This window comes from Stutzerimonas stutzeri, assembly GCF_009789555.1.
Lineage (GTDB): Bacteria > Pseudomonadota > Gammaproteobacteria > Pseudomonadales > Pseudomonadaceae > Stutzerimonas > Stutzerimonas stutzeri_R.
On sequence record NZ_CP046902.1, the window covers coordinates 4,260,031 to 4,277,266 of the forward strand.

The 17,236-nt window shown below is 62.7% G+C and carries 15 protein-coding genes; 5 read left to right on the top strand and 10 right to left on the bottom strand.

The window, feature by feature from the left end; all coding sequences use genetic code 11:
• Positions 1-207: 207 nt before the first annotated feature.
• Together putA and GQA94_RS19785 are read right to left on the bottom strand one after the other, a co-directional pair.
• Positions 208-3,369: a bifunctional proline dehydrogenase/L-glutamate gamma-semialdehyde dehydrogenase PutA gene (putA, locus tag GQA94_RS19780; RefSeq protein WP_158189609.1), complete on the bottom strand. Its 3,162-nt coding sequence runs from the start codon at positions 3,367-3,369 to the stop codon at positions 208-210.
• 262 nt (positions 3,370-3,631) lie between these two features.
• Positions 3,632-4,387, bottom strand: coding sequence for an AraC family transcriptional regulator (locus GQA94_RS19785; protein WP_158189610.1), 756 nt, complete (start codon positions 4,385-4,387; stop codon positions 3,632-3,634).
• A 140-nt stretch (positions 4,388-4,527) separates the two neighbouring features.
• On the opposite strand from GQA94_RS19785, the gene lon reads away from it, so the two are divergent.
• From lon to cmoB, 4 genes are all read left to right on the top strand, one after another.
• Positions 4,528-6,912: an endopeptidase La gene (lon, locus tag GQA94_RS19790; protein WP_158189611.1), complete on the top strand. Its 2,385-nt coding sequence runs from the start codon at positions 4,528-4,530 to the stop codon at positions 6,910-6,912.
• 165 nt (positions 6,913-7,077) lie between these two features.
• On the top strand, positions 7,078-7,473 hold the full coding sequence (locus tag GQA94_RS19795) for a protease inhibitor I42 family protein (RefSeq protein ID WP_158189612.1): 396 nt from the start codon (positions 7,078-7,080) through the stop codon (positions 7,471-7,473).
• Positions 7,474-7,580: 107 nt separating this feature from the next.
• Positions 7,581-8,324 carry a carboxy-S-adenosyl-L-methionine synthase CmoA gene (gene cmoA, locus GQA94_RS19800; protein ID WP_158189613.1) on the top strand — a complete coding sequence of 248 codons (744 nt, stop codon included), beginning with the start codon at positions 7,581-7,583 and terminating at the stop codon, positions 8,322-8,324.
• A complete protein-coding gene (cmoB, locus tag GQA94_RS19805; protein WP_158189614.1) occupies positions 8,321-9,283 on the top strand; it encodes a tRNA 5-methoxyuridine(34)/uridine 5-oxyacetic acid(34) synthase CmoB in 963 nt (320 codons plus the stop codon). Before cmoA ends, cmoB begins: the two co-directional genes overlap by 4 nt.
• 27 nt (positions 9,284-9,310) lie before the next feature.
• On the opposite strand, the gene GQA94_RS19810 is transcribed toward cmoB, so the two are convergent.
• Positions 9,311-9,592 (bottom strand): hypothetical protein, encoded by a 282-nt coding sequence (locus tag GQA94_RS19810; RefSeq protein ID WP_199270073.1) that lies wholly within the window; start codon positions 9,590-9,592, stop codon positions 9,311-9,313.
• A 158-nt stretch (positions 9,593-9,750) separates the two neighbouring features.
• Here GQA94_RS19810 and GQA94_RS19815 point away from each other — a divergent pair, with 158 nt between their 5' ends.
• The gene (locus GQA94_RS19815) at positions 9,751-10,644 is read left to right on the top strand and encodes a LysR substrate-binding domain-containing protein (RefSeq protein WP_158190179.1); all 894 of its coding nucleotides are present in this window, start codon (positions 9,751-9,753) and stop codon (positions 10,642-10,644) included.
• Between the two features lie 213 nt (positions 10,645-10,857).
• Here GQA94_RS19815 and pdxJ read toward each other — a convergent pair whose 3' ends face one another.
• The 7 genes from pdxJ to lepA form a co-directional block, all read right to left on the bottom strand.
• Positions 10,858-11,604 (bottom strand): pyridoxine 5'-phosphate synthase, encoded by a 747-nt coding sequence (gene pdxJ / locus GQA94_RS19820; RefSeq protein WP_158189615.1) that lies wholly within the window; start codon positions 11,602-11,604, stop codon positions 10,858-10,860.
• Positions 11,597-12,289: a DNA repair protein RecO gene (gene recO, locus GQA94_RS19825; RefSeq protein ID WP_158189616.1), complete on the bottom strand. Its 693-nt coding sequence runs from the start codon at positions 12,287-12,289 to the stop codon at positions 11,597-11,599. Before recO ends, pdxJ begins: the two co-directional genes overlap by 8 nt.
• A gap of 108 nt (positions 12,290-12,397) precedes the next feature.
• Positions 12,398-13,312, bottom strand: coding sequence for a GTPase Era (era, locus tag GQA94_RS19830; RefSeq protein WP_158189617.1), 915 nt, complete (start codon positions 13,310-13,312; stop codon positions 12,398-12,400).
• Positions 13,305-13,994, bottom strand: a complete 690-nt coding sequence (gene rnc, locus GQA94_RS19835) for a ribonuclease III (RefSeq protein ID WP_158189618.1) — start codon at positions 13,992-13,994, stop codon at positions 13,305-13,307. The genes era and rnc overlap by 8 nt, the downstream gene beginning before the upstream one ends.
• Complete coding sequence (locus tag GQA94_RS19840; RefSeq protein WP_158189619.1) at positions 13,991-14,368, bottom strand: DUF4845 domain-containing protein; 378 nt, start codon at positions 14,366-14,368, stop codon at positions 13,991-13,993. Before GQA94_RS19840 ends, rnc begins: the two co-directional genes overlap by 4 nt.
• Positions 14,369-14,457: 89 nt before the next feature.
• Positions 14,458-15,315 (bottom strand): signal peptidase I, encoded by an 858-nt coding sequence (gene lepB, locus GQA94_RS19845; protein WP_158189620.1) that lies wholly within the window; start codon positions 15,313-15,315, stop codon positions 14,458-14,460.
• Between the two features lies 1 nt (position 15,316).
• Positions 15,317-17,116 carry a translation elongation factor 4 gene (gene lepA / locus GQA94_RS19850; protein ID WP_158189621.1) on the bottom strand — a complete coding sequence of 600 codons (1,800 nt, stop codon included), beginning with the start codon at positions 17,114-17,116 and terminating at the stop codon, positions 15,317-15,319.
• Positions 17,117-17,236 lie beyond the last annotated feature (120 nt).

Below are 17,236 nucleotides of genomic sequence, written 5' to 3' on the forward strand. Positions count from 1 at the left end.
GCAGAGGTCGATGGCGGTTCGTGCCATCACCGGCGACGGGCCCAACCGGGCCCATCAGTGGCGGAAGAGCGATCCGCCATCTGTTCGATTGTTGTTTTGCCCAGCCGCCGAGGCGGCCGGGATGAAAGCACGTCCGGACAGGCATCTAGCAAGGCTTCGGCCCGCCCTTGCGACAATGAAAATGCCAGCGCAGACCTGCCCGCTTGCTCAGTCGTCGCCCAACGACAACAGCGATGCGTTACCGCCGACAGCCGTGGTATTGGTCGAGGTGGTGCGTTCGTTGACGAAGCGCAGCAGGTAGCTCGGGCCACCGGCCTTCGGGCCGGTTCCGGACAGGCCGCAGCCGCCGAACGGCTGTACGCCGACCACGGCGCCCACCTGGTTGCGGTTGACGTAGAGGTTGCCGACCCGCGCCAGCGCCTCGATCCGCGCGGCGGTTTCTTCGTTGCGGCTGTGCACGCCAAGCGTCAGGCCGTAGCCGGTGGCGTTGATGTCCGCAACGACCTTCTCCAGGTCCGCCGCGTCAAAGCGCACCAGGTGCAGCACCGGACCGAACTGCTCTTTTTTCAGTTCATCAATGCCGGTGATCTCGAACGCCACTGGCGCGACGAAATGACCATTCAGGCTACCGGGCAGCGTCGCTTCGGCGATCAGCTTGCCTTCGGCCTTGAGCTGCTGGATGTGAGCCAGCAGCCCCTCACGGGCGTCGGCGTCGATCACCGGGCCGAGATCGTTTTCACGCAGGTGGGTCGGGCCGACCTTCAGCTCGGCCATGGCGCCCTTTATCAACTCGATGACCCGGTCGGCGATGTCCCGCTGCACGTACAGCACACGCAGGGCCGAGCAACGCTGGCCGGCGCTGGTGAAGGCCGAACCGACCGCATCCTTGACCACCTGCTCGGGCAGCGCCGTGGAGTCGACGATCATCGCGTTCTGGCCACCGGTTTCGGCGATCAGGGTGGCGATGGCGCCTTCCTTCTCGGCCAGTTGCCGATTGATGATGCGTGCGGTCTCGGTGGAGCCGGTGAAGCACACGCCGACCACACGCGGATCGCGGCAGAACACACCGCCCAGGGTCGCGCCATCGCCCGGCAAGAACGCGATCGCCTCCTTCGGCAGACCGGCTTCGAACATCAGTTCCAGTGCGCGGGCGGCGATCAGGCTGGTCTGCTCGGCAGGCTTGGCCAGCACGGTATTACCGGCAACCAGGGCAGCGGTGATCTGACCGAGGTAAATGGCCAGCGGGAAATTCCAGGGGCTGATGCAAACGAACACGCCGCGACCTTCGTGGAACAGCTCGTTGCGTTCGCCGGTCGGGCCCTTGAGTTCCTCGCGGCCGAGCTTCAGGCGAGCCTGCAACGCGTAGTAGCGGCAGAAGTCCACTGCTTCACGGACTTCGTCGATGCCATCCTGCAGGGTCTTGCCAGCTTCCAGGGTACACATGGCCATCAGTTCGGCACGGTTGGCTTCGAGCAGATCGCCAAGGCGCTCGAGGATCTGTGCCCGCTGCTCGATTGGTGTGGCATTCCAGCGCGGCCAGAAAGCAGCCAGACCGTCGATGGCCTGCCTGGCCTGCTCGGCCGTGGCGAACTGGGCGGTACCGACTTCCCGACTCAGGTCGTACGGGCAGTGAACCTTGTGCGCCGCACCGGTGAGCGTTTCCCCACGGATCACCGGGGCCGCCTGCCACTGGCGAGTCAGGAAGCTCTGGTAGGCGCTGGACAGTTCGTTCCACTGAGTCTGGATATTCATGTTGATGCCTTGCGAGTTGGTCCGGTTGCCGTACAGCGCCGGCGGAAGCGGGATGCGATGGTTGCCGAGGGTCTTGAACTGACGCAGCTGAGTCACCGGGTGGTCGATCAGCGTTTCCACCGGTACGCGCGGGTCGACCAGCTGGTGGACGAACGACGAGTTGGCGCCGTTTTCCAAGAGGCGTCGCACCAGGTACGGCAGCAGATCCTTGTGGGCACCGACCGGCGCGTAGATGCGCACGTTCTTGCGGTATTTTTCGATCACGGTGTCGTATAGCGCGTCACCCATGCCGTGCAGCCGCTGGAATTCGAACTCACGCGGGGTCTGCAGCGCGCTCGCCATCGACAGGATGCAACTGACGGTGTGTGCGTTGTGGCTGGCGAACTGCGGATAGATCACGCCACGGGTGTGTTCGGACAACAGATAGCGTGCACAGGCCAGGTAGGACGTGTCGGTCGCCTCTTTGCGGGTGTAGACCGGATAGCCGCTCAGCCCTTGAACCTGGCACTGCTTGATCTCGGTATCCCAGTAGGCGCCCTTGACCAGTCGCAGCGGGATCATTGCACCCAGTTCCTTGCCCAGCAGGGTCAACCAGACCAGGACCGGCAGGCAGCGCTTGGAATAAGCCTGGATGACCAGCCCGAACTCGCCCCAGCCAGCAATGGCCGGGTCACGCATCAGTTTTTCGTAAAGCTCCAGCGACAGCTCGAGCCGATCCGCCTCTTCAGCATCGATGGTGATGCCGACATCCAGCCGGCGCGCCAGGATCGCCAGCTCGCGCACGCTCTCGAACAGCTCGCTCAGCACTCGCTCGCGCTGAGCCACTTCGTAGCGTGGATGCAGCGCCGACAGCTTGATCGACACCGACGGACGCGGGCCGGAACCGACCTGCGGCTCGGCACCGACGGTTTCCACGGCCTGGCGGTAGTCGGCCATGTACTTGCGTGCATCCTCGGCGGTGAGGGCCGCTTCGCCGAGCATGTCGAATGAATAGGTGTAGCCCTTCTCACGCTCGGGACGGCCGTTCTTCAAAGCTTCGCTGATGCTGCGGCCGAGCACGAACTGCTTGCCCATCAGTTTCATCGCCTGGTTCATCGCGGCACGGATCACCGGCTCGCCGGAGCGCTTGATGAGCCGGCCGATGACGTTCTTCGGGCGGCCGTCGGCGTTTTCCGGATCGACGACCTTGCCGGTCATCACCAGGCCCCAGGCGGCGAAATTGACCAGCACGTTGTCGCTCTGACCGAGGTGGCGTTCCCACTCGGCAGCGTTGAGCTTGTCGCGGATCAGCGCGTCCGCGGTCGCCGAATCCGGCACGCGCAACAGCGCCTCGGCCAGGCACATCAGCATCAGCCCCTCATGCGTATCCAGGCTGTACTGGCGCAGCAGCGCATCGAGGGTATCGACGGCATTGTCCCGGCCCCGCACGGCTTCGATCAGGCTGCGGGCTTCGCCGCGGATGGCCTCGATGCCGGCTTCTCCGGGGTCGGCGAGTTGCAGCAACTCGGTGAGGTAGGCTGCCTCGTCAACGCTGTAGTTGGCGCTGATGGCGGGAAAGAATTCGGCGGCTTTCAGATGGGCGAAATCGCCCTGCAAGACTTGACCGGCTTTGAACATCGCGCCGCTCCTCTCGTGGAGTGTTTGTTGTGTTGAAACAGGGCCAGCGGGCCGCGCACGTCAGTGATAGCGCTGCGGTCGTCGCCAAACGGGTAGGGGAATCTACGGCGCGAGGGTTTTGCGTTGTTGCGCAAATCTACGGAAGTTTTACAAAAAACTACGGCGTTCCCGTGTGGCAATAACGCCGTCACGAGCGTTTGTTCGTGCACGGCGGGACAGGGCCGAGCGAAGGCGAACGCGCCAGAACCGGCTGACGATCCGATCAGCCGTCGTTGCGTCTCAAACGCTTGGGCGTCAGCCCAAGGTAGCGACGCGTGGCGGTGGTCAGCGCACTCTGGCTGGAAAAACCGCACTCTTCGGCGATGCGTACCAACGGCAGCGGGCTTTCGCGCAGCAGCCGAGCGGCGCGATCGAGGCGACTCTTGAGCAGGTATTGATGCGGGGTAAGTCCGACGCTGTCCTTGAACTGCGCATGGAAGTGGCTGGGGCTCAGGCAGGCGACCTGGGCCAGCTCCGCGACGGTGATCCGGCGCGCCAGGTTGCGCTCGATATGTGCATCCAGCCGGGAAATGTCCAGCGGGCCGGTGGGCAGGCGTGGCGCCTCGCCGAACACCCGCAAGTGCAAGGCGCGCAACAATACGCCACCGAGCGCCCGGGCCAGCAGCGGGTCGCTGCCGTAGCGGGCCAGCTCGGCCCCGGCGTAGTTGAGCAGGTTGTGAAAATCGGCGTCCAGCGCAGGGTAGCGCGGGGTTTCGAACAGTTGCGCCAGCAGGCGCGGATCATCGGCACTCAGGTCCTGCTCATCGAGATCGATGATGAGCATGCGATTGTCGCCCTTGCCGGCGAACTCATGCTCGGCATGCCCGGGCACCAGGCATGCCCGCATGCGGCAGACCTCACCGCCTGAGCCGTCCACTTCGAATTCGGCACTGCCCGACAGCGACAGAACCAGCTGGTGGTAGTCGTGCGCGTGTTCGTGGGCCTTGTCATCGAGGCGAAGCAGACGGGCGTTGAGCATGAGGGGCACCTGGGTATCGGTGCACTTTACCGGAGGCACCGTTTTTTTCCCAGCCAGGCCGACGAGGGCGAAGGGCCAGATGGATTGAAATCATTCCGGCGATACCCATCTAAGGAGCATGTACTCGAGACAGGTGCCTCATGAACGACGACAGCAATCAGGAATTCGAGCAGAGCATATCCTCCACCGGGCTGGTTCTGCCCGACCAGGATCAGCCGGACAAGCTCTACATCATCCCGGTGCACAACCGACCCTTTTTCCCGGCGCAGGTCCTGCCGGTAATCGTCAATGAGCATCCATGGGCGGAAACCCTGGAGCGGGTCTCCAAGACGCCTCATCAGCGCCTGGCTCTGTTCTTCGTGGACACGCCAGCCCAGGAGGATACCGCCAGTTTCGATCCGAATGCGCTGCCCGAGCACGGCACCATGGTCCGCGTGCACCACGCCTCCAGGGAAAGCGGGAAGCTGCAGTTCGTCGCCCAGGGTATGGCGCGAGTGCGCATCCGCGGTTGGTTGCGGCGCAAACCGCCGTATCTCGTCGAAGTGGAATACCCGCAAAGCGACGAGGACCCGCGCGACGAGGTCAAGGCCTACGGCATGGCACTGATCAACGCGATCAAGGAGCTGCTACCGCTCAATCCGTTGTACAGCGAAGAACTGAAGAATTACCTCAATCGCTTCAGCCCGAACGCGCCGTCCCCGCTGACCGATTTCGCCGCCGCCCTGACCACCGCGCCAGGGCTTGAGTTGCAGGAAGTGCTCGATACCGTGCCCGTGCTCAAGCGCATGGAAAAGGTGCTTCCGCTGCTGCGCAAGGAGGTCGAAGTCGCCAAGCTGCAGAAGGAGCTGACCGGGGAAGTCAACCGCAAGATCGGCGAGCGCCAGCGCGAATTCTTCCTCAAGGAGCAACTCAAGATCATCCAGCAGGAGCTGGGCATTACCAAGGATGACCGCAGCGCCGATGCCGACGAGTTCCGCTCACGGCTGGAGGGGAAAGTGGTCCCCGCCGCCGCCCAGAAGCGCATCGACGATGAACTGACCAAGCTGTCGGTGCTGGAGACCGGCTCGCCCGAATACGCGGTGACCCGCAATTATCTCGACTGGGCCACCGCCATGCCCTGGGGCCTGTACAGCGAGGACAAGCTGGACCTCGGTCGGGCGCGCAAGATACTCAATGAACATCACGCCGGGCTCGACGACATCAAGAGCCGCATCATCGAATTCCTCGCAGTCGGTGCGTTCCGCGGCGAGATCGCCGGGTCGATCGTGCTGCTGGTGGGACCGCCCGGCGTCGGCAAGACCAGCATCGGCAAGTCCATCGCCGAGTCTCTGGGGCGGCCTTTCTATCGCTTCAGCGTCGGCGGCATGCGCGACGAGGCGGAGATCAAGGGGCACCGCCGTACCTATATCGGCGCCCTGCCCGGCAAGTTGGTACAGGCACTGAAAGAGGTCGAGGTGATGAACCCGGTGATCATGCTCGACGAAGTCGATAAGCTGGGTAACAGCCATCAGGGCGACCCGGCGTCGGCCTTGCTGGAAACACTGGACCCGGAGCAGAACGTCGGCTTCCTGGACCACTATCTCGATCTGCGCCTCGATCTGTCCAAGGTGCTGTTTGTATGCACCGCCAATAGCCTGTATTCCATTCCCGGCCCCTTGCTGGACCGGATGGAAATCATCCGGCTGTCCGGCTACATCACCGAAGAAAAGCTGGCCATCGCCAAACGCCATCTCTGGCCGCGTCAGCTTGAGCGTGCCGGGGTTCCGAAAAATCGCCTGGCGATCAACGACAGCGCGCTGCGCAACCTCATCGAAGGCTATGCGCGCGAAGCCGGCGTGCGACAGCTGGACAAGCAGCTCGGCAAGCTGGTGCGCAAGGCGGTGGTCAAGTTGCTCGACGAGCCCGACAGCAAGATCAAGATTGGCCCCAAGGATATCGAGCGCTACCTGGGCATTCCGTTCTGGCATCCCGAGCAACTGCTCACAGGCGTCGGCGTGGTGACGGGCCTGGCCTGGAACAGCATGGGCGGCGCTACCCTGCCGATCGAGGCGACGCGCATCCATACGCTGAACCGTGGCTTCAAGCTCACCGGCAAGCTCGGAGACGTGATGAAGGAGTCGGCCGAAATCGCCTTCAGCTACGTCAATTCGCATTTGAAGGAGTTCAAGGGCGACCCGGCATTCTTCGATCAGGCCTTCGTGCACATGCACGTGCCAGAAGGCGCAACGCCCAAGGACGGGCCCAGCGCAGGCATCAGCATGGCCAGCGCATTGCTCTCGCTGGCGCGTAACCAGGCGCCGAAGAAGGGTGTCGCGATGACCGGCGAACTGACCCTGACCGGCCTCGTCCTGCCGATCGGCGGCTTGCGCGAAAAAGTGATCGCAGCGCGCCGCTTGAAGCTGTACGAGCTGATCATTCCCGAGCTGAACCGGGGTGACTTCGAAGAACTGCCGGACTATCTGAAAGAAGGCTTGACGATGCATTTCGCCAAACGCTTCCAGGATGTGGTCAAGGTGCTGTTCTGATCTGTCCGACGCCGCGGGCTACGGCCATCGCGTCGGCCCATCCATGTGGCGCCACGACAGGATGAAGGCGGCAGTCGGCAAGCCGCCTTTACGATTGGGCGTCGGCGTCTTAAGGTTCCACCCGACGCCCGAGCGTTTCCATTCATCCAATCGAGTCGGTCGCCCATGCCTTCTGCCCTGCCCCACCTCTTGTCATCTGCGGCGCTGCTTGCCCTGGCCGGTTGCGCTGGCACGCCGCCCAGCAGTGTCGCGCTAAACGACGATGCTGCCTGCCCGCTGTCGCTGCAGTCCGGCCAGACCCTGATCCTCAGCTTGCCCAGCAACCCGACCAGCGGCTATCGCTGGATGCTTCGCGACGTCTCGTCCGAGCAGCTCGAGAGCCTGGGCCCTGAAGTGTTCAGCTCCGGAAAGAACGATCTGATCGGCGCCGACGGCATCTCCACCTGGCGCTTCGAAGCCGCCGAGCGCGGCAGCGGCCGCCTTTATCTGACCTATCAACGCCCTTGGGAAAACGACGCGGAACCGGCCGGCCTGTTCGACTGCCGCATCGAGGTGCAGTGAGGCGGCGACGCTGACGGACCCGCGCCGATCGTCCATTGGACAACGGCGCCCCAGGCGGCTTTCCGGTACACTACCGCCCCTGTTTTTCAGCCTGCCCAGACGCCGCCGTGATCCACGACCCAGACCGCCTGTTCGCCAAGCCCCTCGCCCAGCCCCAGGATTTCGCTTTCAACGAAGACGTGGCGCGCGTGTTCCCCGACATGATCAAGCGCTCGGTGCCGGGCTACCCGACCATCGTCGAGAACATCGGTGTGCTGGCCGCGCAGTTCGCCCAGCCGAATACGTGCCTGTACGATCTCGGCTGCTCGCTGGGGGCGGTGACCCAGGCCCTGCGCCGGCATGTAAAGGCCGACAATTGCCAGGTCATCGCCGTGGACAACTCAACGGCGATGATCGAACGCTGCCGCGAGTACCTGCACGCTCAGGACTCGATGTTCCAGGAGCTGCTGCCGGTCGAGGTGATCGAGGCCGATGTCCTCTCGCTGCAGTATCAGCCGGCCTCACTCGTGGCGCTGAATTTCACGCTCCAGTTCATCCCCCGCGAGCAGCGGCCAGCCCTGCTTGGCAGGATTCGCCGGGCACTGGTGCCGGGCGGTGCGCTGATTCTGTCGGAGAAGCTGCGATTCGAAGACGAGCAGGAGCAGGCGCTACTGACCGACCTGCACATCGCCTTCAAGCGTGCCAATGGCTACAGCGAGCTGGAAATCGCCCAGAAGCGCAGCGCCATCGAAAACGTAATGAAGCCCGACAGCCTCGAGACTCACCGCCAACGCCTGCTCGACGCGGGTTTCTCTCAGGTCGTGCCCTGGTTCCAATGCCTGAATTTCGCCTCGCTGATTGCCCTGCCATGAACCTCGACCTGACACCCCTCGCCTGGCGGCTGGCCGGCACGCCACTGGCCGCCTGGGCCAACGGCCTGCAGCAGCAGCTCGACGCCAAACTCGCCATCGGCCATGGCGATCTGCCGCGCTGGCGCCGGTCCGTCGATGCGCTGCCCGACATCCAGCCCACCGCGGTCGAGCTGCGCGACACGTTCCGGCTGGATGCCGATTGCGACGAGGCGACACGCGCCGTCACCCACGACGCGCTGTTCGGCCTGTCGCCCTGGCGCAAAGGGCCTTTCGATGTGTTCGGCCTGCACGTGGATACCGAATGGCGTTCGGACTGGAAATGGGACAGGGTCGCGCCGCACCTCGAGCTGGCCGGCAAGCGCGTCCTCGATGTCGGCTGCGGCAATGGCTATTACATGTGGCGGATGCTCGGCGCCGGGGCCGACGCAGTGGTCGGCATCGACCCGAACTGGCTGTTTTTCTGCCAGTTCCACGCGATGAAACGCTACCTTGCCGAATGCCCCGTCTGGCACCTGCCGATGGCCCTGGAAGAACTCCCCGCCAAGCTCGAGGGCTTTGACACGGTGTTCTCCATGGGCGTGCTCTATCATCGGCGCTCACCGATCGATCACCTTCTGGACCTCAGGGATTGCCTGCTCAAAGGGGGCGAACTGGTGCTCGAAACCCTTGTGGTCGAGGGCGACGAACACACCGCGCTGGTGCCTGAGGACCGTTACGCCCAGATGCGTAACGTCTGGTTCCTGCCGTCGGTGGCAGCACTGGAGTGCTGGCTGCGACGCGCCGGGTTCATCGACGTACGCTGCGTCGATGTCAGCATCACCGGTGTCGACGAGCAGCGCAGTACCGACTGGATGCGCTACCAGTCGCTGCCCGACTTCCTCGATCCGCAGGATCACCGCAAGACCATCGAAGGCCTCCCGGCACCGATGCGAGCCGTACTGATCGCACGCAAGCCCTAGGGGCCGGCCCCGTCCACGGAATAGCCGCTAACGCTCCCGTGAGCCGCGCTGCTCCGCCACCAGCTGCCGTAGCGGCATTTGCACCTTCTCGATCAGCTGGGGCCGGCTCAGGTCGCGCATGCGCAGTTGGCGATCACTGAGGCCGAGCAGGTGCCGGTAGAGTCGTCGCTTGCGCCAGGCGATGAACCAATCCACCAGCGCCTGCTGGAGTTCGACCGGCCACATCGCCGGCATATAGAGGTCCGGCATCGGTGGCCGGTCCTGATCGTTGCCCCCACTGCGTTGCTGCTGTCGTTCAGAATGACGCATTGCATCCTCCTGCCTTCTGCCAGGGCGCCAGGCGCACCCGATGCCAGTCGACCACCCCTGTGATCGACGGAATCAGATTGATCGCCCTTGACGATTCAGACAAACGACTACAATACAACTCTCGGTTCAGAAAAATTGAAGGCCAACCCATGCCCGGTATGCCCGAAGCGCTCCCTCAATCCGCTACGCCTCTGCTCGAGATCGACGTGTTGCGGACCTTCGTCTCCATTGCCGAGAGCGGCAGCTTCACCCGCGCCGCCGGTCAGATCTTTCGCACCACATCGGCCGTCAGCATGCAGATCAAACGGCTCGAGACCATGCTCGGCTGTACGCTGTTCATCCGTGAAGCGCGGCGCATCGCGTTGACCACCGAAGGCGAGCGACTGCTGGGATACGCACGCCGGCTGCTCAAGCTCAACGAAGAAACGGTCAACGCGTTCATCGCGCCCCGGCTGAATGGCCAGGTGCGCTTCGGCACCCCGTCGGACATCGGCACGCACATCCTGCCGGGGCTGCTGTCGCTGTTCGCCCGTACGCATCCGGGTATCGAGGTCAATGTCTCGGTGGGCCGCAGCCTGGACATGATCCAGCGCATCGATGCCGGTGAACTGGACGTTGCGCTCGTCAGCGTCGGCAATCTCGGCCAGGACGACTCCCGCGGTGAAGTCATCCACAGCGAACCACTGATCTGGGCGGGTCGAGCCGGTGGCGTCGCGGTCGAACGCAACCCGTTGCCCTTGGCCCTGTCGAGCCCCGACTGCGCGTGGCGACGCCAGGCGCTGGACGCACTGGACCGCGCGGGGCGCCCCTATCGCATCGCCTACTCGAGCGAGCAGTGCGCCGGCCAGGAGGCGGCCATGATCGCCGACCTGGCGGTGGCGCCGTACCCGCTGAGCCTGGTGAGGCCGCCTTTGAAGCGCCTCGAGGAAAGCGCCAGCCTGCCAGCCCTTGGCGTCTACCAGATCAAGCTGCTGCGCGCCGCAGGCCGCAGCGAGCCGGTCGAGGTGCTGTCACGGCATGTCATCGCCGCATTCGCCGCGTATCACCGATAGCTGGCGCGACGCGCAATCAAACGAGCAAGCAGCATGGCGAAATGTTGATGGCAGTGGGTTTGCTCGTGCCGGGCGTGGCCCTCACGATGAATCGCAGCGCAGCCGGACCTCAGTCCCACCACCTCGATGATCGTTCTCAGCGTCCTGCTGACCATTCTGCTGAACCCGTTCAAGCGCTAGAGCGATCCACCCGTGGCCGGATCGCCTGAGGCTTCATCCGCGCGCCGCAGCGGTGAGGATCAGATGCTTCATTTCCTTGACCGCCTGCTTGAAGCCGACGAACAGCGCATGTGCGACGATCGCATGGCCGATGTTCAGTTCGTTGATGCCGGCGATGGCGGCGATCGCCTCGGCGTTGTGATAGTGCAGGCCGTGGCCCGCGTTGACGATCAATCCGTGGCCAAGCCCGGCTTCAACCCCGTCACGGACCCTCGCCAGCTCGCAGGCACGCTCGGCAACGCCGTGGGCATCGGCGTAGCGGCCGGTATGCAGCTCGATGGCGGGAGCGCCGATCCGCGCCGCCGCTTCGATCTGCCGCGGATCGGCATCGATGAACAGCGATACCTGCGCGCCGCACGCGGCCAGGCGGTCGACTGCATCGCGAATGCGCGACTCCTGGCCAGCAACGTCGAGCCCCCCTTCGGTGGTCAGCTCCTGGCGGGTCTCCGGCACCAGGCAGACATGCTCCGGGCGCAACCGCTCGGCAAAGGCCAGCATCGCATCGGTCACACCCATTTCGAAATTCATTCGCGTCTGCAGCGCATCCTTCATCATCAGCACGTCGCGCTCTTGGATGTGCCGACGGTCTTCGCGCAGGTGCACGGTGATCCCATCGGCCCCTGCCTCTTCGGCATCCAGCGCGGCCTTGACCGGGTCCGGATAGCGCGTTCCGCGCGCCTGGCGCAGGGTAGCGACATGATCGACATTGACGCCGAGCAGGATTCGATTGGCTTCAGTCACGCGGAACCTCCTTCAAGTTCATGAACAATTCACGGCTGACCAGCGGTCGCCCCCCAAGATGCGGCGCCAAGGCCTGTCGCATCAACCGTTTCGCGGCGGCCAAAGCACCCGGAACCTCCCAATCGGCTTGCGCCATGGCCAGCAGTTCCGCGCCGTTGAACAGACCAGGCTGAAACTGCCCGACAGGCTCGAGGCCCGTATCTGGAAGCAATCGATAAAGCGTAGTCGCGACCACCGGCTGTCCCGCAGTGTCCTGGTCCAGAGCAAACCCGTAACCCAGCTCGGTCAGCAGCCGCCATTCGAATGCGCGCAGGATCGGCTCCAACGGACGCTTGGCCGCCAGCGCAGGCAAGGTTGCGACATAGTGGTCGAACAAGGCGGGGTGAGCATCCTCTGCCGGAAGCAGACGGATCAGCAATTCGTTGAGGTACATGCCGCTGAACAGCGCATTGCCATCCAGCCAGTACGCGAGCCCAACCCCCTCCAGGCGCGCCACGGTCTTCAGCTCGCCACGACCGCGAAACTCGACCTCAAGCGGCACGAAGGCCCTGGCCAGCGTGCCCGCCTTGCCGCGAGCGCCGCGAAGGACTGCCCGCAGCCGTCCTTCAGGCGTGAAGAAATCCACCAGCGCGCTGCTTTCGCGATAGGGTCGACTGTGCAGAACGAAGGCGGATTGAACGTTCATGGGTTCGAACCGAGCAGGCCACCAGATGGCGGGTCAACCATGCCGCTTGCCGCGGCCCGGCGCAACTGCAAGCGGTTATCGGAGATCAGGCAAGGTCGCTGCAATGGCTCAGCTGTAACCCAGCGAGTGCAGCGCTCGCTCATCATCGGACCAGCCGCTCTTCACCTTCACCCACAGGTTGAGCATGACCTTGGAATCGAACAGCACTTCCATGTCCTTGCGCGCTTCCTGGCCGATGCGTTTGATACGCTCGCCCTTGTCGCCGATGATGATTTTCTTCTGCCCGTCGCGCTCGACCAGAATCAGCGCATGGATATGCAGAACCCGGCCTTGCTGCTTGAAGTCCTCGATCTCGACCGTGATCTGATACGGAACCTCGGCACCCAACTGGCGCATGATCTTTTCGCGCACCAGCTCGGCCGCCAGGAAACGGCTGCTCCGATCGGTAATCTGGTCTTCTGGAAAGAAGTGATCACCTTCAGGCAGATGCGAAGCCACCAGTTTCTCGAAGACATCCAGGTTCTGGCCATGCTGTGCGGAAATCGGCACGATCTCGGCTTTCGGCAACTGCTGCGCCAGCCATTCGAAATGCGGCAGCAACTCGCCTTTGTCCTCGACGCGGTCGGTCTTGTTCACCGCGACGATAACCGGACCTTCTACATACTGGACGCGCTCGAGCACCAGTTGGTCTTCTTCGGTCCAGCGCGTACGGTCAACGACGAACACGACGACATCGACGTCCTTCAGGGCCGACGAGGCGGTGCGATTCATGTAACGGTTGAGCGCGGTCTCGCCGTTCTTGTGCAGCCCCGGCGTGTCGACATATACGGCCTGGACAGCCCCTTCGGTCTTGATCCCGAGCATGTTGTGGCGCGTGGTCTGCGGCTTGCGCGAGGTGATTGCGAGCTTTTGCCCGAGCACATGGTTGAGCAGCGTCGACTTGCCGACGTTGGGGCGCCCGACGATTGCAACGTAACCGCAACGGCTTACCGCATCATCATCCTGCAGGTGTTCATCAGTCATGACCATTCTCCACGCCCAGGGCGATCAATGCCGAGGCAGCGGCAACCTGTTCGGCAATACGCCGGCTCGCACCCTGCCCTTGGGTCTTTTCGTTGAGCAGCGACACCTGGCACTCGACGAAGAAGGTGCGGCAATGCGGCTCGCCCTGAATGGCTACCACCTCGTACTTGGGCAGCTCACAGGCCCGTGACTGCAGAAATTCCTGCAAACGGGTTTTCGGGTCCTTGTTGGTGTCGACCAGCGTCAGCCCTTCCAGTTCGTTGGCTAGCCAGGCGAGCACACGGTCGCGCGCCGCCTCCATTCCGGCGTCCAGGTAGATAGCGCCGATCAGCGCTTCGAGTGTGTCGGCCAGGATGGATTCACGGCGGAACCCACCGCTTTTCAGCTCTCCCGAACCAAGGCGCAGGTATTCGCCGAGCTCGAAGCCGCGCGCCAGCACCGCAAGGGTTTCCCCCTTGACCAGACGCGCGCGCAAACGCGACAGCTGACCTTCCTTGGCTTGGGGAAAGTGGCTGAACAGCGCCTCTCCGGCTATGAAGTTGAGAATGGCATCGCCGAGAAACTCCAGACGCTCATTGTTACGTCCGGCATAGCTGCGATGCGTCAGAGCCAGGAGCATCAGCTCCTGGTCCTTGAATTGATAACCGAGCTTGCGCTCGAGTCGGGCTAACGAAGTGCTCACGGCATCCTTAGGCGATATTCTTTATCGAAGTTCGCCACCAGATCGAGGTTACGGATCAGGGGCTCGCGTTTTTCGTAATCCAGATGGACCTTGAATTCATTGTTCTCGATGACGACTTTCAGCGCCTCCTCGAGATCGAGGTCGCGAATACCGTTTACATCCATCCCCTTTCGAACATGGCTGTAGAAGTCGCGGACGGTGCGGATGTCCATCGTCTTGTCACTTTCCACTCCGTTGATGATCTTGTCCATGGACATATAGTCGAAGTAATGCGGCATCATCTTGAATGCGGTGCTGGCGAAGAACGCCACCAGCGCAAGCATCATGATCCAGCTCAGCATGGACAGTCCTTTCTGGGAACGGGCAAAACTCATGTCGACCTCTGTGTCGTACGTCACCCACCGATCGGGGCTGCTCAAATATAGCGGGCCGGCCCGGAGGAACCGGGCCCTGATTCACAGACTCAGTGAATCAGCCCGACTCGAGAGAAATGCGGCAGGTTGCTGAACTTCGGATCCGGCCAACTCATCCATACGGCAAACGCCTTGCCGACGATATTGCGGTCTGGAACCATGCCAGCCAACTCGGAGGGAATTGCCGCGTCCTGCCAGTAGCGGCTGTCGTTGGAGTTGTCGCGATTGTCGCCCATCATGAAGTAGTGGCCTGTGGGGACGCGCCACTCGCGGTCGGGCTCGACGCGATAACGACCCATCTCCTTGCGAATCGTATGCTCGACCTCGCCCAGCTTTTCGCGGTACAGCTTGGCGCTGCCCAGACTGCCCGGTTCTTCACCGATCAGCATCTCGGGAACCGGCTTGCCGTTGATGCTCAAGCGTTTGTCGCTGCTGTAGCGAACCACATCGCCCGGCAACCCGATAACACGCTTGATGTAGTTGATATTCGGATCGCTCGGATAGCGGAAGACCATGACGTCACCGCGTTTCGGGTCACTGACTTCGATGATCTTGGTGTCGACCACCGGCAGCCGGATGCCATAGGCAAACTTGTTGACCAGGATGAAATCGCCCACTTCGAGCGTCGGAATCATCGAACCGGATGGAATCTGGAACGGCTCGATGAGAAAGGAGCGCAACACCAGGACGATGGCCAATACCGGAAAGAAGGATTTTCCGTATTCGATCAGGACCGGCTCCTTGTTCAGGGCCTCCAGCGTCGTCTGATCGGGCTCGCCACCGGTACGCCCCTGGTAGTTCGCTATCGCAGCCCGCCGACGCGGCGCGAAGAACACCAGGTCGATAAGCGTCAGGAAACCGCATACCGCAACGGCAATCACCAGTAACAGCGGAAAATTGATCGACATATCAGCTATCTACCTTCAGCACCGCCAGGAAAGCTTCTTGCGGGATTTCAACGTTGCCGACCTGCTTCATGCGCTTCTTGCCGGCCTTCTGCTTTTCGAGAAGCTTGCGCTTGCGGCTGACGTCACCGCCGTAGCACTTGGCCAGGACGTTCTTGCGCAGCGCCTTGACGGTGCTTCGCGCCACGATCTGGCCGCCGATAGCCGCCTGGATCGCCACGTCGAACATCTGCCGAGGGATGAGTTCCTTCATCTTCTCGACCAGCATGCGACCTTTGTAATGAGCGTTGTCACGATGCACGATGAGCGCCAGCGCATCGACCTTGTCACCGTTGATCAGGATATCCAGACGGGTCAGGTTCGCGGACTGGAAGCACTCGAAACTGTAGTCCAGCGAGGCATAACCCCGGCTGACCGACTTCAGGCGATCGAAGAAGTCCAGTACCACTTCGCTCATCGGCAGGTCGTAACGGACCTGCACCTGCGAGCCGAGGAACTGCAGATCGCGCTGTACACCGCGCTTCTCGATACACAGGGTAATGACGCTGCCCAGATGTTCCTGAGGGACCAGGATATTGGCCCTGACGATGGGTTCGCGCATGTCTTCGATCGAAGACAGGTCCGGCAGCTTGGACGGACTGTCGACGTAGAGGGTCTCGCCGTTCTTGAGCGCCAGCTCGTAGACCACGGTCGGTGCGGTGGTAATCAGGTCCAGGTCGTATTCACGCTCGAGTCGCTCCTGGATGATCTCCATGTGCAGCATGCCGAGAAAGCCGATGCGAAAGCCAAAGCCCAGCGCGTCGGAACTTTCCGGCTCGTATTGCAGCGCGGCATCGTTCAGCGTGAGCTTCTGCAGCGCTTCGCGGAAGTCCTCGAAGTCATCCGAGCTGACCGGGAACAGACCGGCATAGACCTGCGGCTTGACCCGCTTGAAGCCGGGCAGCATTTCCACGTCGGGGGTGTTGGACAGGGTCAGCGTGTCGCCTACCGGCGCGCCGTGGATGTCCTTGATACCCGCAATGATGAAGCCCACTTCACCAGCCTTCAGGTCAGCGGTGCTGGTGTGCTTCGGATTGAACACGCCGACGCTGTCGACTTGATGCACCTTGCCGGTGGACTTGACCAGGACCTTGTCGCCCTTCTTGATCCGGCCATGGCGCACTCGCACGAGCGAGACGACACCCAGGTAGTTGTCGAACCAGGAGTCGATGATCAGCGCCTGCAGCGGGGCGTCGATATCCCCGGTCGGCGGCGGGATCACCTGAACCAGGCGTTCCAGCACATCGTCAACGCCCATGCCGCTCTTGGCGCTGCACGCGACGGCATCGGTCGCATCGATACCGATGATGTGCTCGATTTCGTCCTTGACCTTGTCCGGGTCCGCCTGGGGCAGGTCCATCTTGTTCAGGACCGGCATGACCTCGAGCCCCTGCTCGATGGCCGTATAGCAGTTGGCAACCGATTGCGCTTCAACGCCCTGGCCCGCATCGACGACCAGCAGCGCACCTTCGCACGCGGCCAGCGAACGGCTCACCTCGTAGGTGAAGTCGACGTGTCCGGGCGTGTCGATGAAGTTCAGCTGGTAGGTCTTGCCATCTCGCGCTTTGTAATACAGCGTCACGCTGTGCGCCTTGATGGTGATCCCCCGCTCGCGCTCGAGGTCCATCGAGTCGAGCACCTGGGCGTTCATCTCGCGCTCGGTCAAACCGCCGCACATCTGGATGAAACGGTCGGCCAAGGTGGACTTGCCATGATCGATGTGCGCGATGATGGAGAAATTACGGATATGACTCAGGTCACTCACAGCTGAACACTCGAATATGCGCGGGACGATTGCCCGCTGAAAATAGCCGCAAAGTGTACCTGATCGGTCTATTCAGCGCCACGCCGGCCCCCGACCGATCATTGCTCCGATGGCGGCTGT